Origin of the sequence: Roseibium salinum (assembly GCF_026240905.1) — a bacterium.
In the GTDB taxonomy this organism is placed as follows: domain Bacteria; phylum Pseudomonadota; class Alphaproteobacteria; order Rhizobiales; family Stappiaceae; genus Roseibium; species Roseibium salinum.
Genome location: NZ_JAPEVI010000003.1, coordinates 3,776,402 through 3,790,615, shown reverse-complemented (window position 1 = coordinate 3,790,615; position 14,214 = coordinate 3,776,402). Strand labels below are relative to the sequence as shown.

16 protein-coding genes are annotated in these 14,214 nt (G+C 62.9%); 14 read left to right on the top strand and 2 right to left on the bottom strand.

Translation table 11 applies throughout. The features are described from left to right. Positions 1–20: 20 nt before the first annotated feature. From ON753_RS22170 to ON753_RS22105, 14 genes are all read left to right on the top strand, one after another. Positions 21–1,262, top strand: coding sequence for a DUF58 domain-containing protein (locus ON753_RS22170; RefSeq protein ID WP_265965538.1), 1,242 nt, complete (start codon positions 21–23; stop codon positions 1,260–1,262). A 1-nt stretch (position 1,263) separates the two neighbouring features. After that, positions 1,264–2,271: a stage II sporulation protein M gene (locus ON753_RS22165; RefSeq protein WP_265965536.1), complete on the top strand. Its 1,008-nt coding sequence runs from the start codon at positions 1,264–1,266 to the stop codon at positions 2,269–2,271. After that, the gene (locus ON753_RS22160; protein WP_265965534.1) at positions 2,268–3,191 is read left to right on the top strand and encodes an RDD family protein; all 924 of its coding nucleotides are present in this window, start codon (positions 2,268–2,270) and stop codon (positions 3,189–3,191) included. Before ON753_RS22165 ends, ON753_RS22160 begins: the two co-directional genes overlap by 4 nt. 88 nt (positions 3,192–3,279) lie before the next feature. Next, complete coding sequence (locus tag ON753_RS22155) at positions 3,280–4,167, top strand: hypothetical protein (protein WP_265965532.1); 888 nt, start codon at positions 3,280–3,282, stop codon at positions 4,165–4,167. Between the two features lie 185 nt (positions 4,168–4,352). Further along, on the top strand, positions 4,353–5,129 hold the full coding sequence (locus ON753_RS22150; RefSeq protein WP_265965530.1) for a hypothetical protein: 777 nt from the start codon (positions 4,353–4,355) through the stop codon (positions 5,127–5,129). A gap of 202 nt (positions 5,130–5,331) precedes the next feature. Next, positions 5,332–5,991 (top strand): heme ABC exporter ATP-binding protein CcmA, encoded by a 660-nt coding sequence (gene ccmA, locus ON753_RS22145; RefSeq protein WP_265967234.1) that lies wholly within the window; start codon positions 5,332–5,334, stop codon positions 5,989–5,991. Then, a complete protein-coding gene (gene ccmB / locus ON753_RS22140) occupies positions 5,988–6,659 on the top strand; it encodes a heme exporter protein CcmB (RefSeq protein WP_265965528.1) in 672 nt (223 codons plus the stop codon). Before ccmA ends, ccmB begins: the two co-directional genes overlap by 4 nt. Positions 6,660–6,791: 132 nt before the next feature. Then, positions 6,792–7,559, top strand: a complete 768-nt coding sequence (locus tag ON753_RS22135; protein ID WP_265965525.1) for a heme ABC transporter permease — start codon at positions 6,792–6,794, stop codon at positions 7,557–7,559. Positions 7,560–7,564: 5 nt separating this feature from the next. Then, positions 7,565–7,738 (top strand): heme exporter protein CcmD, encoded by a 174-nt coding sequence (ccmD, locus tag ON753_RS22130; protein ID WP_265965522.1) that lies wholly within the window; start codon positions 7,565–7,567, stop codon positions 7,736–7,738. A gap of 6 nt (positions 7,739–7,744) precedes the next feature. Further along, positions 7,745–8,356, top strand: a complete 612-nt coding sequence (locus ON753_RS22125; protein WP_265965521.1) for a DsbE family thiol:disulfide interchange protein — start codon at positions 7,745–7,747, stop codon at positions 8,354–8,356. Positions 8,357–8,598: 242 nt separating this feature from the next. Continuing rightward, a complete protein-coding gene (locus ON753_RS22120) occupies positions 8,599–9,384 on the top strand; it encodes a DUF1223 domain-containing protein (protein WP_265965519.1) in 786 nt (261 codons plus the stop codon). A 182-nt stretch (positions 9,385–9,566) separates the two neighbouring features. Continuing rightward, positions 9,567–10,460 (top strand): cation diffusion facilitator family transporter, encoded by an 894-nt coding sequence (locus tag ON753_RS22115; RefSeq protein ID WP_265965518.1) that lies wholly within the window; start codon positions 9,567–9,569, stop codon positions 10,458–10,460. A gap of 65 nt (positions 10,461–10,525) precedes the next feature. Beyond that, entirely contained in the window at positions 10,526–11,332 is an 807-nt protein-coding gene (locus ON753_RS22110; RefSeq protein WP_265965516.1) for an ABC transporter permease subunit, read from the top strand. 52 nt (positions 11,333–11,384) lie between these two features. Continuing rightward, the gene (locus ON753_RS22105; RefSeq protein ID WP_265965515.1) at positions 11,385–12,062 is read left to right on the top strand and encodes an HAD family hydrolase; all 678 of its coding nucleotides are present in this window, start codon (positions 11,385–11,387) and stop codon (positions 12,060–12,062) included. 183 nt (positions 12,063–12,245) lie between these two features. Here ON753_RS22105 and ON753_RS22100 read toward each other — a convergent pair whose 3' ends face one another. Then, positions 12,246–13,583 (bottom strand): ammonium transporter, encoded by a 1,338-nt coding sequence (locus ON753_RS22100; RefSeq protein ID WP_265965513.1) that lies wholly within the window; start codon positions 13,581–13,583, stop codon positions 12,246–12,248. 19 nt (positions 13,584–13,602) lie between these two features. Next, complete coding sequence (locus tag ON753_RS22095) at positions 13,603–13,941, bottom strand: P-II family nitrogen regulator (protein ID WP_265965511.1); 339 nt, start codon at positions 13,939–13,941, stop codon at positions 13,603–13,605. Between the last annotated feature and the right edge of the window lie 273 nt (positions 13,942–14,214).

Here is a 14,214-nt window from a genome sequence, read left to right as displayed (position 1 = left end):
CGGGTGCGCTTGTCATCTCGGTGATCGCGGTCGTCGCCGGCGGCGCCCTGCGTGATATCGCGTGGCTGCCCTGGGCGGTTCTTGCCCTGCTGACCGTCATCGACCTGGCGCTCTCTTTCGGGCGGCCGAAGGCGGTGGCCTTTGAAGCGCCGCCGGAGGTCTTCGTCGGCGAGACCGCCACCTTGCGCCTGACCATCGACCGTGCGCCGCACCGCCTCATGGCGAAGCTCGACTGGCCGGACGGACTGGCCGGCGGCGGCGAAATCCCGTTTCAGCCCGGCCCCGGCGGATCCGCCACGGCCGAGGTCCGTTGCCGGGCCGTGCGCCGGGGCATCTGGCGCTTCGAGCACCCGTGGCTCTTGTGGATGTCGCAGCTCAAGCTGCTGGAGTTCGTGCCGCGCCTCGCTCTGGGAGCCGAGCTCCGCGTGGTGCCGAATATCCGGCTCGTGCAGTCCGGCCAGATCACCACGACGGTGCTCTCCACCCTTTACGGCGTCAAGGAAAACCGCGCCATTGGCGAAGGCTCGGAATTTCAGCAGCTGCGCGACTTCGTTCCCGGCATGGACATCAAGACCATCGACTGGAAACGCTCCGCGCGCCGCCGCTCGCTGGTGGCCAAGGAATTGAGGGCCGAGCGCAATCACCACGTCATCGTCGCGCTCGACAACGGCTACCTGATGCGCGAGGAGATCGGCGGCCTGCCGAAGATCGACCATGCCGTCACGGCGGCGCTCGCCACCGCCTGGGCGGCGGCCATCGGCGGAGACCTGGTCGGGTATTATTCCTATGACGTGCGACCGCGCACCTTCGCCGCCCCGGCCGCCGGCCGCAACGCCTTTGCGCGGCTGCGCAACTGGACGGCGGAACTCTCCTATGTCAGCCGCGAGACCAACCACACCCTGGCGCTGACCGAACTGAACGCCCGGACGCCGAAGCGCAGCCTGATCATCATCTTCACCGATTTCGTGGACACGACCTCCGCCGAACTGCTGATCGAGAATATCGGCATTCTCGCCAAGCGCCACCTGCTGATCTTCGTGACCATCCGCGATCCCGACCTGGAAACCCTCGTTGAAACCGCCCCCGGCGACCTGGACGGCGCGGCCGCGCTGGTCGCCGCCAACCAGGCGATCAACGAACGGCGACTGGTCCTCGAACGGCTCACCCGCATGGGCGTCACGATTGTCGATGCCAAACCGAATGCGGTGACCGCGCGGCTCATTTCAGCCTATCTTGAAATCAAGGCAAGGGAGCTGATCTAGCATGGCGCTTGTGGACGGACAGGACCTGATGCGCTCCGCGCGGTTCCGCAAGGAGCGGGAGGCGGACTGGCGGCATCTGGAACAGCTGGTGCTGCTGGCGGAAAGCCGGGGCCTGCAGCGCATGGATTTCGCCCAGGCGCGCGACCTGGCGTCCCTCTACCGGCAGGCCACCACATCGCTGGCCATCGCCCGGGAAATCTCCCTCGACAAGGCGCTCCTGGGATATCTGGAGGCCCTGACCGCCCGCGCCTATCTGTGTGTCTATGCCCCGCAGCAGCGGCTCGGCGGACTGGTGAGCCGGTTCCTGACCCATGGCGCACCGCGGGCCATGCGCCGGTCCTGGCCGTTTCTCCTGCTGGGTTTCCTGTGCCTGGCGCTCGGCGTGCTGACGGGCTACCTGCTCTACCTTGAAAACAGCGACTGGTACTACGTGCTGATGCCGACGGAGCTGGCCGGCGGCCGCGGGCCGGACGCGACGACCGAGTCCCTGCGCGAAGTGATCTATGGACACGACACGGGCAGCCACGGGCTTGGCGCGTTCGCGTCCTATCTCTTTTCGCACAACACGCGGATCGCGATCTTCGTTTTCGGGCTCGGCGTCTTCGCCTGCGCGCCGGCCATCCTGCTGACCTTCTACAACGGCCTGTCGCTCGGCGCCTTCTACGCACTCCACGTCGACCGGGGTCTGGGGCTGGATCTCGGCGGCTGGCTGTCGATACACGGCGTGACCGAGCTTTCGGCGATCTGCGTCGCCTGCGCCGGCGGGCTGAAGCTTGGAACGGCGGTGCTCTTTCCCGGCGATAGAACGCGGGTCGGCGCCCTGCGCCATGCGGGTCGTGACGCGGTCAAGCTCGCCATCGTGGCGGCGATCATGCTCGTTGCCGCCGCCGTCCTGGAAGCTTTCGGCCGGCAACTGGTCCAGGACCGTTCCCTGCGCTTCATCATCGGCTGGGGCGCAGGCGCCCTGTGGCTTGCCTGGTTCACGCTCGGCGGACGGGGGCGGCGATGATCCTGCGGCGCTGGAAAAACCGCAGGCGGGCGGGGCCCTCGCCCGATACGCTCATGCCGCCGGAAGGCGTGGCGCTGACCCTGCCCATTGCCGGGGTAGGTGTCCGCCTCGCCGCGCAAATCACCGACATTCTCCTGACCACCATCGCGACGGTCTGCCTTATCGTCCTGCTGGCGGTCCTTGACCTCACCGACCCGAACACGCTGTTCGCCATCGCCGTGCTGCTGTTCTTCTTCATCCGCGTTCCCTATTACGTGCTCGCCGAACTCGTCTGGAACGGCCAGACCCTGGGCAAGCGGATGATGAAGATCAAGGTCGTCTCCCATGACGGCGGGCCGCTGACGGCGCATGCGCTGGTGCTGCGCAACCTGATGAAGGAGGCGGAGGTGTTCCTGCCCGCCACGCTCCTCCTCATGCTGGATTCGGCCTCGCCCCTTGCCTCCCTGGCCGCGCTTGCGTGGATCATCATGGGACTGCTGGTGCCGTTCTTCGACCGTTACCGCCGCCGCCTCGGCGACATGATGGCGGGCACGCACGTGATCCACCTGCCCGTGCCGATCCTGCTGAAGGACCTGGCAAGCGAAGCACCGGTCCTGGGAGCCAACCGCAAACAGTTCGTATTCCTGTCGCACCAGCTCGACCATTACGGTGCCTTCGAGCTGCAGACACTGGAAGCCCTGCTGCGCGGGCAGAGCCTGCCTGCATCGGACAATTCGGCCCGGCAGAGAAACGAGACGATCCAGGTCATCGTCGAGAAAATCCGCAAGAAGATCGGCTATGCCGACCCGATTCCACCGGCGGATCGCCTGCGCTTCCTGCAGGCGTTCTACAACGCGCAGCGCAAGCATCTGGAGCAACGCCAGTTGTTCGGCGACAGGCGCGAGGACAAGTTTTATGCGCAGGCCGATCAGGAGACGTGAGCCCGCACAGCGCAGAGATTGCAGCGGCGAACCCCGCTGGCTATAGTCAAAGTCATTGAGACCAATCATTTTATTTGAGAGAAGACATTTGCAGCATCAGGAAACCGCCACGCTTCAGAACAACCCGATCGAGCCCGGCGAAACCGGGTATGCCCCTTCGGAACGTCATCCCAGACTGCCGCTTGGCGTCGGCTCGATTATCGGCGGCAGCTTTTCGATCTTATTCAAGCACATTATCGCCGTGCTCCTCATCGGGCTGATCCCGGTCCTGTTCGGGCAGGTAGCCCCCGCCCTTGTTCTCGGAATGGCGACCAACTTCGACTTTTCCGCCCCGCTGTCGATCGGTGCGAGCATGTTCGCCGGCGCCGCTGTGCTGGCGATCGTGCAACTTGCCGCCTATTCGGTGACAACGGCCCTGATTGTGCAACTGGCCTATGATGCCAAACTCCGGCGCCGGGTCCATATCGGCCGCTATCTGCGCCCCGCCCTCACCGCCTTGCCGCCGATCCTGATCTTGAGCTTCGCCGTCGGGGCGCTGATTGTCGGTCTATTCTTCCTGCTGGGGCTCTTCGGCGCCGTATCGCGAATTCTTGCCCTTGCCGCCACACCGGTCCAGATTGTTCTTTCCCTTTGGATCCTGGCGGTGTTTTCCGTCATGGCTCCTGCCGTCGTTATCGAGCGCGCCGGATACAGCGCCCTGGCACGAAGCGCGGCACTTACCCGGGACTACCGCTGGCCGATCATGGGAACATTTTTCCTGACGGCGGCCATCGCATTGATCATGCTCATCATCGGGGTGTTTGTGATCGGGTTCTTCGGAACCTTGGGCGCATCATTAATCGCGGGAATCCTTATCGCCGCCCTGTCCTCATCCGCCTTGAGCATTCTCGCGATAGCGGCTTCCCTCATCTACGCCCGGCTGCGCGAGATCAAGGAGGGCGTCAGCGTCGACCAGGTCGCGACCGTGTTCGACTGACGGGGCACCCGGCCCCTGGGGGCATGGAACGACCCGGTTTTCCAAGTCTTGCTTGCGTCTTGTGAGCATCGGAAAAAAGACTTATGGTCACTATTCACGGAGCATTTCGTGCAAACCTGGAAATACTACTGGGAAATACAACACATCCCGCGCTTTTGAAATAGTTTTAAAGATGGAGGAATTGCATGTCTGACATCACCATGGGTCAGCCCAAAGTCGCGCTCGGGGTCGGCTCGCTTATTGGCGACAGTTTTTCGATCCTTTTCAGCAAGTTCATTCAGGTCGTCGCTGTCGCCTTCGTTCCCAGTTTGATCGGCTATCTGCTGTCGGGCGCGCTGATTGGCTTTGACGTCGCAATCGGCGTGGAAGAGCCGCAGTTCACCAGCGCGGGCAGCGGTTTCGCTTTTGCGCTCTCGGCGATCGTGAACATGGTGGTCTATTCCTTCGCCACCGCCCTTCTGGTGCAACTGGCCTATGATGCCAAGCTCGGCCGGCCGGTGCAGATCGGCCGCTATTTCGCCCCGGCGCTGAGCGCCCTGGTGCCGCTCGGGATCCTGAGTATTGTCGTGAGCATCATCGTCGGCCTCGGATTTGCCCTGTTTATCGTTCCCGGCCTGTGGCTCTACGCGGTGTTCTCCGTCATGGCGCCGGCCGTGGTCATCGAACGTGTCGGTTTCGGCGGCATGGGCCGCAGCGCAACGCTCACGAAGGAATACCGTTGGCCCATCGCCGGGGCACTCCTGCTCGGGATCCTCTGCGTCGTGGTCATCAATCTCGTCGCCGGACTGCTGATGGGGGTCATCGTTGCCGTCGGCGGCACCTTCCTGGGACTGATCATCTTCGCAGCGGTTTCCACCGTCGGTGCCGGCTTTGTCAGCATCGTGATCGCGCTGATCTACGCACGGCTGCGCGAGATCAAGGAAGGCGTCAGCGTCGACCAGATCGCGTCGGTCTTCGACTGAGCACACAAGAACATCCTGCGTTCATCAGAACGCAGGATGCGCTGGCCAAGGCATTGTTTCTGCGAGCCGGATTTCGGGGCCGGCACGAGCGGCTCTCCCAAAGTGGACGCATTTGACAAAGGTTAAGGCAGGGAATTTTCCTTGCATGATAACTGCCGCGCCAACTAACAAAGCGGACGTCCACGTCCACGGGAGCCTTGCCCTGAAACTGATTGCCGAAAACCTCACCATCGACCGCGGCGGACGCCGGGTGTTTCAGGATCTGTCCTTTTCGCTGGAAAGCGGCACCGCGCTGGTGGTCACCGGGCCGAACGGCATCGGCAAGTCGTCCCTGCTGCGCACGCTTGCCGGACTGGTTCCCCCCGCGAAAGGCGTGATCCGGCTGGAAGGCGGAGAAGACGAGAAGCACGTCTTCGAGCAAGCACATTACTTTGGCCATCAGGACGCGGTGAAACCCGCCCTCACGGTGCTGGAGAACCTGCAATTCTGGCAAAGTTTCAACGCACCTGCCCGGACCCCCGATTTCTCCGCAGCATCGAAGCCGCCGCTCGGCGCCCTTGAGACCCTCGGCATCGGCCACACCGCTCATCTGCCGGCGGCCTATCTTTCCGCAGGGCAGAAGCGGCGGCTGTCGCTGTCGCGTCTTCTGGTCACGCCCCGGCCGATCTGGCTGATGGACGAGCCCACCTCGGCACTCGACAGGACGTCCGAAAGGCAGCTTCTGGACCTCATGAACGCGCATCTGGCGGCCGGCGGACTGATCGTCACGGCGACGCATACGGACCTAGCGCTCGCCCGGGCCACGATCCTGCATATGGAGGCGGCCCGGACAGCGCCGCTGCAGGACGCGGTGCTCTCATGAGTTCTTGGGCGCTCACGCTTTTCCAGCGCGACCTGCGCCTTTCCATGCGCGTCGGCGGCAGCGCGATGGTCGGCGTGCTGTTCTTCCTCGCCGTTGTCACCGTCATTCCCTTCGGTGTCGGGCCGGATCTCAACCTCCTGGCGCGTATCGGTCCCGCCATCTTGTGGATCGGTGCTCTGCTCGCCACGCTGCTCGGGCTCGACCGGCTGTTTCAGGCCGACCGGGACGATGGCACGCTCGACCTGATGCTGATGGCCGGACGGCCGCTGGAACTGGTGGTGCTGATCAAGTGCCTCGCCCACTGGGTGGCGACCGGCCTGCCCCTGGTCGTTGCAGCGCCGCTGCTGGCAATCTTTCTCAATCTCGATCCCGTCGCCATGGGCGCCGTCACCGTGACGCTGCTGGTGGGCACGCCGGCCCTGACGCTGATCGGGGCGATTGGTGCTTCGCTCACCGTCTCGCTGCGCCGGGGCGGGCTGCTGCTTGCCGTGCTGGTCATCCCTCTGGCCATTCCGGTGCTGATCTTCGGCGTCAGCGCCGCCGATGCCGCCATTCATGACCCGGTGCCTTTCCTGACGCCGTTCCTGATCCTGTGCGCCCTGTCGCTGATCGCAGCGGTCATCGGGCCGGTCGCCTCCGCCGCCGCGCTCCGCTTCGCCGCGGACTAGGGTAGTGTGAGAAATGCGGGCTAGCCATTTGAAGCGCCCCGCCCCACATTGTGCACACTTGACAGAACGCAATGCGGGACTGCGACCCTTCGATAGATTGAAGGCTGCCGGAGACTGAAGTAAAAGGCGCATATGGCAATCTGGGACTATGCAAATCCGACGCGGTTCTTGAGGCTGGTGCAGGTGATCCTGCCCTGGCTGACGGGCCTGTGCGTGATCTTTTTCGCGGCCGGGCTCTATCTGAGCTTCTTCGTGGCGCCGGAGGACTACCAGCAGGGCGATACCGTGCGGATCATGTATATTCACGTGCCCGCCGCCTGGCTTTCCATGATGTGTTATTCGATCATGGCCGTCTCCTCCCTCGGCACGCTGGTCTGGAAGCACCCGCTGGCCGATGTTTCCGCCAAGAGCGCGGCGCCCATCGGAGCGGCCTTCACGTTCATGGCGCTGGTGACCGGCTCGCTGTGGGGCAAGCCCATGTGGGGCACCTATTGGGTCTGGGACGCCAGACTGACATCGGTGCTCGTGCTGCTGATCATGTATCTGGGCCTGATGACCCTGTGGCGCACCATGGAAGACCCCATCAAGGCCGGCAAGGCGGCGGCGGTTCTGACGCTTGTCGGCGCTCTCAACCTGCCGGTGATCAAGTTTTCGGTCGACTGGTGGAACACGCTGCATCAGCCGGCAAGCGTCATCCGGATGGATGGACCGACCATTCATCCCGACATTCTCTGGCCGCTCCTGGTCATGGCGCTGGCCTTCACCTTGCTGTTCTTCTTGTTGCATCTGATGGCCATGCGCAATGAAATCCTGCGCCGCCGGATCCGTGCCCTGCGCCAGAGGGCGGCAAACGCCTCCCATTCCGGATCGGCCACCGCAACCGCCCAGCCTGCGGAGTGAACCCAATGGATCTCGGACCCCACGCCGGCTTCATCATCGCCTCCTACGGGCTTTGTCTTCTGACCGTGCTCGGCCTCATCGCCTGGGTGCGGATCGACAAGGCCATTCAGGAAAGAGCCCTCAAGGAACTGGCCGAGCAGGGGATCTCCCGCGCGCGGCCGGACAGGAACGGTCGCTAAGCCCCGATGAGCACTCCTGAGACAAACGCCGGCGACGAGCCGCAGACCAGGAAGCGCGGCTTTCCGGTCCTGGTCCTGCTGCCCCTGGTGGTTTTTGCCGCGCTTGCCGGACTGTTCGCCTTTCAGCTGACGCTCGGCGGCGATCCCCAGCAGATCCCCTCGGCGCTGATCAACAAACCGGCGCCCGAATTCGCCCTCAATCCCGTCGACGGCGTGCTGAAGGACGGTGTGCAGGTCCCCGGCTTCTCGCGGCAGGACCTGATGGGCAAGGTGTCGGTGGTAAACGTGTTCGCCTCCTGGTGCGTGCCCTGCCGCCAGGAACATCCGCTTCTGGAAGAGCTGGCGAAGGTGGACGGCATTCAGTTGCTTGGCATCAACTACAAGGACAAGCCGGAGAACGCCCGCCGCTTTCTCGGCAGCCTCGGCAACCCCTATGATCGCATCGGCGCCGACGATGCCGGCCGCGCGGCCATCGAATGGGGCGTCTACGGCGTGCCGGAAACCTACATCGTCGACCCTGAGGGCACGATCCGCTACAAGTTCATCGGCCCGCTGGCACCGGCCTCCTACCGCGACACCTTCCTGCCCGAACTGCAAAAGGTCACGAATGGCGGCTGAGCCGGCGTCAGCCGCTATCACGTTTGCGCGAATTCAGGGAGTACCGGCCGATCGGATCTTCCGAACGGTCAAGAACCGCATATGAAGAAAGCTGATCGCTATCAGTGAATTAGAAGGTCCTGTTCGCGATCCGACATACGTGGCAAGGCCGGGCCACCCCCTTGCCGGTCACCGGCTCGTGACTCGCGATTGACAGGCCGATTGCCTAGTTTATGCAGCGATCGAACAAGGAACTGAGCCAGATGGTGGGTGAACATTCCCGCAGTGCTGCCGGAACAGGCAATCGGGCTTTCCGGAAAAACCTGATCGTCTTCGCCGCAATGGCGGCGATGATGATCCCCGGAGCGAGCCGTGCGGCAGAGCCGCAAAAGGTCGTGGAACTCTTCACCAGCCAGGGCTGTTCGTCCTGCCCGCCCGCCGATCGCCTGGCAGAGCGTCTGGTTGAGGAAGACAACGGCGTTCTCACGCTGGTGATGCCAGTGGACTACTGGGACTATCTCGGCTGGAGGGACACCCTCGCCAGCCCGGCCCACTCCCAGCGCCAGCGCGCCTATTCGGCCCGCCGGGGCGACCGGTCGGTCTATACGCCGCAAATGGTCATCAACGGCGATGAACATGTGGTAGGCAGCCGCGAGAACGAGGTTCGCGCAGCTCTCGGCCGCAGCGATCCGTTCACGGCGACGGTCGATCTCAACATCTCCGACATGGTGGTGGAGGCCACGGTGGACGGCAGCCTGCCCAAGGGCGCAAGAATGGCCACCGTCTATTTTCTGCGCATAAAGGACCGGGCAACCGTCAACATCGGCCGCGGCGAAAACGCCGGACGAAAGATCACATATGTCAATGTCGTCCGGGACCTTCAACCGATCGGAATGTGGTCCGGCGGACCGGAAACCTTCCGAATGCCGAAATCGAAACTGATGCTGAAGGGCGATGTCACATGCGCCGTTCTGATCCAGGTGGAAGACCGGGACGGGCCCGGCGCCATCGTCGGCGCTGCGGTCCTCCACCGGCGCGGCGGATTCTAGAAAGCCATACGCCAAAGCGCGGCCCAATTGTGGAATGAGACCGTTTCCCGCCTTGTAACCCGCACAAAAGCTGCTACCCCTTGCCCTGACCCGACCTTCAGGCGAGAGCGGTCCGGATTCGAGCGAATGCGGATGTGAGCCTTTCACCTGTCTTCCGCACGAATTGGTACCAGGGAAACGGCATGGATCTTAAGCGCAGGCTGTGGATTGCCTTTGCAAGCATCATTGTCGGCCTTGTGGTGTTCGCACTCAAACTCGGCGCCTATTGGCTGACCGGATCCGTGGCGCTGTTCTCTGACGCGCTGGAAACCACAGTCAACATCGCCTCGTCGATCGCCACCCTTGCCGCCGTCTGGTTTGCCGCCAAGCCCGCCGACAGCAATCATCCCTATGGCCACGACAAAGCCGAATATTTCGCGGCCGTTCTGGTCGGCGTGATGATCGTCCTTGCCGCCCTCTCCATCTTCCGCGCCGCCTGGATGGGCTTCATCTCCGGCGACAGCCCGCACTATTCGCCCGCCGGGATTGCGATGAACGTGGCTTCCGCCGTCATCATTGGCGTATGGGCAAGATACCTGATCTGGCACGGCAAAAAGGACCGCTCGCCCGCGCTCACCGCCGACGGCAAGCATCTGATGACGGATGTCGTCAGCTCCGTCGGCGTGCTTGGCGGCGTGGTTCTGGTGCTGATAACCGGCTGGACAATCCTGGACCCCGCCCTTGCCGTTCTTGTCGGCCTCACGGTGTTGTGGTCGGGCTGGGAACTCGTCAAGGAATCGGTCGGCGGCCTGATGGATGAAGCCGCCTCGGCCGAAGTCCTTGAGAAGATCCGGCTGCAGATCGCCGAGCAGGGCGAAGGGGCCCTGGAGGCCCACGACCTGAGGACCCGGATCGCGGGTAAGTCGACCTTCGTCGATTTCCATCTCGTGGTCCCGGGCAGCATGCCGGTGGAAACCGCCCACGAAATCTGCGACCGGATCGAAGCAGCCATTGCACAAGACGTGCCGGGTGCCAGAATAACCATTCACGTCGAGCCCGAGCACAAGGCCAAGCATTCGGGCATCGTCGTGCTCTGAAGGCAAGGCCCATCATTTGTTTTGAACTCAGGACTGTTCACACATGCCGAACTGGCAGCGATTTCATGCCCAGCTTGTCGACCACATCGTCTCTGATCGCCGGTGCGCTGGTCATGGCGCTGCCGGTCTATTCCATCTTCGCGGCAACGACGCATGCGCCCGGCAGCCCGATGATGCCGCGACTTGATCCCGGCGGTAGTCTTCTTGAGAACTACGGAACTTTCCTGGCGTCGGGATCAGGGTTTTCCGGCAAGGTGACTGCGATCGGCATGCTCTGGAACTCGTTCCTGCTTGGCGCGGGTTTTGCCGGCCTAAAAACGATCCTGTCCCTCCTGACCGCCTATGCGCTGATCTATTTCCGCGTCAGGTTCGCCAGCGCCATCTTTGCCGTTCTCCTGCTCACGCTCCTGCTGCCGCTGGAATCGCGGTTCCTGCCGACCTACGACGTGGTCGCCGGCCTCGGGCTGGTGAACACCCGCGCCGGCCTCATCCTGCCTCTGGTGGCGTCCGGACTGGGAACGCTGTTCTTCCGCCAGTTCCTTCTGACCGTGCCGGAATCCCTGCTCGAATCGGCGCAGCTGGACGGCGCTGGCCCGTTCAAGTTCTTCAGGGACATCCTGCTGCCGCTTTCCCTGCCGACGGCAGGGGCCCTGTTTCTGGTGCTGTTCGTCACCGGATGGAACCAGTATCTGTGGCCCGTCATAGTAACGTCGGAAGAAAGCAGTTACACGGTGGTCCGGGGCATGCAGCTGTTCGGCCGCACCAGCCTTCCCGGGCTGATGCTGGCAATCCTGGCAATCCTGCCCCCGGCCCTGCTTGTCATCCTGTTTCAAAGACAGGTGGTAAAGGGCCTGTTCGACGGCTCGCACTAGGTGAAATTGAAGGCGACCGGCCTTTCCGCCGGTCCGGGAGAACGAGAAGCAGATGGCATTTGAAGCGATCCTGTTCGATTGCGACGGCGTTCTGGTCGATTCGGAAAAGATCTATGTGGAAGTGGAGCGGGAGCATCTGGCCCGGATCGGACTGCACTACGAGCTGAAGGACTACATGGACCGGTTCCAGGGCCTTGTCGCCAACGACTTCTGGGCCGCGCTGGACCTGGACCATCAGGCGCTCGGCAAAGGAGCGCTGCCCGAAACATTCGGCCCGGAGCTCGACGCGGCGACCCTCGAGCGCATCACGCGCGAACTTGCCGCGATTGCCGGGATCAAGGAACTCCTGGATGCCCATAGCGGACCGCGGGCCGTGGCCTCCTCCTCGCGGCTGGAGCGGCTGATCCAGAAGCTGCAGCACACCGGCCTGCATTCCTATTTCGAGCCGCACATCTATTCCGGCGAGCAGGTGGACAAGGGCAAGCCGGCGCCGGACCTGTTTCTCTTTGCCGCGGACAATCTCGGCGTAACCCCTGCGGCAACGCTTGTCGTCGAAGACAGCGTCAACGGCGTCAGGGCCGGTCTTGCGGCGGGCATGACGGTTTGGGGATTTGTCGGCGGCGGCCATTGCCACGCGGGACATGCCGACCAGCTGCTTGCCGCCGGCGCCCACAGGGTTGTCGACAGCCATGACGATCTGGCGGCGCTTCTGCTGCACCAACCGGCCTGATCGAGCCCGTCATCTCCCGAACAAAAAAGAAGCCCGGAGCAACTCCGGGCTTTCCAAGTTTGCGGTCCGAGCCAATAGACCGCTTGGGAGATTCGTGCCGGAGCGGCCAAAACGCTCCGACACCTTTAAGTCGATCAACTTTCCCGCATTCAGGTGTTTCCACCTGAATGCGGTCTGATCTGGTCAGAGGCGCTGAGAGCCGGTGCCGAATTCCGGATAGGCTTCGACGCCGATTTCGACCTTGTCGAGACCGAGTGCTTCTTCTTCCGCGGTGACGCGGATGCCCATTGCTGCTTTCAGGATGAACCAGACGATTGCCGAGGCAACCATCGTGAACACGCCGTAAGCGGCGATGCCGAGGATCTGGGTGCCCCAGGAGGCGCCGTCGTTGGACAGCGGCACGATCAGGGTGCCCCAGATACCTGCCAGCAGGTGAACCGGAATGGCGCCGACGACGTCGTCGATTTTCAGCTTGTCGAGCATCGGCACGGCGAAGACGACAATCGCGCCGCCGACAGCACCGATGAACACGGACTGCACGACGCTCGGAGCCAGGGGCTCGGCGGTGATGGACACCAGACCGGCCAGCGCACCGTTCAGAGCCATGGTCACGTCGACCTTCTTGTAGAGCACCTGGGTCAGGATGATTGCGACCACGACACCTGCGCAGGCAGCCATGTTGGTGTTGGCGAAGATGCGGGAGATGTCGCTCACGTCGTTGATGGTGCCCATCGCCAGCTGCGAAGCGCCGTTGAAGCCGAACCAGCCGAGCCACAGGATGAAGGTTCCGAGCGTTGCCAGCGGCATGGAGGAACCCGGGAACGGGTGCACGGAACCGTCGGCACCGTATTTGCCTTTACGGGCACCGAGGATGATCGCGCCGGAAAGAGCCGCCCAGCCACCGACGGAGTGAACCAGCGTCGAACCGGCGAAGTCGGAAAAGCCCCGTTCGGACAACCAGCCCGCGCCCCACTGCCAGGAGCCGGCAATCGGGTAGATGAAGCCCGTCAGGACGACGGTGAAGATCAGGAACGGCCACAGCTTGATGCGCTCGGCCAGCGTGCCGGAGACGATGGATGCGGTGGTCGCGCAGAACACCATCTGGAAGAACCAGTCGGAGGCCGTGGAATAGCCGGTGTCGAGCGCATTGCCGCCGACCGGATCGAAGGCATACGGACCGATCGAGCCGATGAAACCGCCGTCAACGCCGGTATACATCAGGTTATAGCCGGTGATCCAGAACATCAGGCCCGCGATCGAGTAGAGCGCGATGTTTTTCAGGCACTGCATGGAGACGTTCTTGGAACGGACGAGGCCGGCTTCCAGCATGGCAAAGCCGGCAGCCATCCACATGACCAGGAAACCGCCGATCAGGAACAGCAGCGTATTGAAGATGTAGGCGACTTCCGGAGAAACGGCCGGAGCTTCGGCAGCGGCGGCAGTGTCCTGAGCAAGCACCGGCAGCGCCGAAAGGCTCAGCAAGGCCAGCGAAGTCGCGCCCTTGGCGACGAGTTTTTTCATGATAGTTTCCTTACCTGAATCACAGAGCTTCGGCGTCGGTTTCGCCGGTGCGGATACGGACGGCCTGATCGATCGAGTAGACGAAGATCTTGCCGTCGCCGATCTGGCCCGTCTTCGCGGCGCCCGAGATCACTTCCACAACCTTGTCGACGGAGGCACTGTCGACAGCGACTTCGATTTTCAGCTTCGGCAGGAAGCTGACCGCATATTCGGTGCCGCGGTAGATTTCGGTGTGACCTTTCTGGCGGCCATAGCCTTTGACTTCAGTCACCGTGAGCCCCTGGATGCCGATGCCGGTGAGAGCATCACGCACTTCGTCGAGCTTGAACGGCTTGATGATGGCCATTACTATTTTCATTGCTCGCTCATTCCCCTTTTTGTCGCCCCTTCCCGTCGAAGAAGCTCGGCTGACCACCCCGGATATCGCGCCTGTTTCGAACCCTTGTGAGAAAAGGTCCCCAGGTCTTTGCCTTTGCCGCGACGAGCAGCCCGGGCCGGTGTCCGCCCTTTCTAATCAAGGACCGTGCCAACTTCCGAATTTCGGTCGATTTTTCGCGGAAACCCGCGGAATAGCTGGCGCCAATGCTGCCTAAAGGACGCGCTGAGGAAAGGGAGATGATTGTTTTGGAGG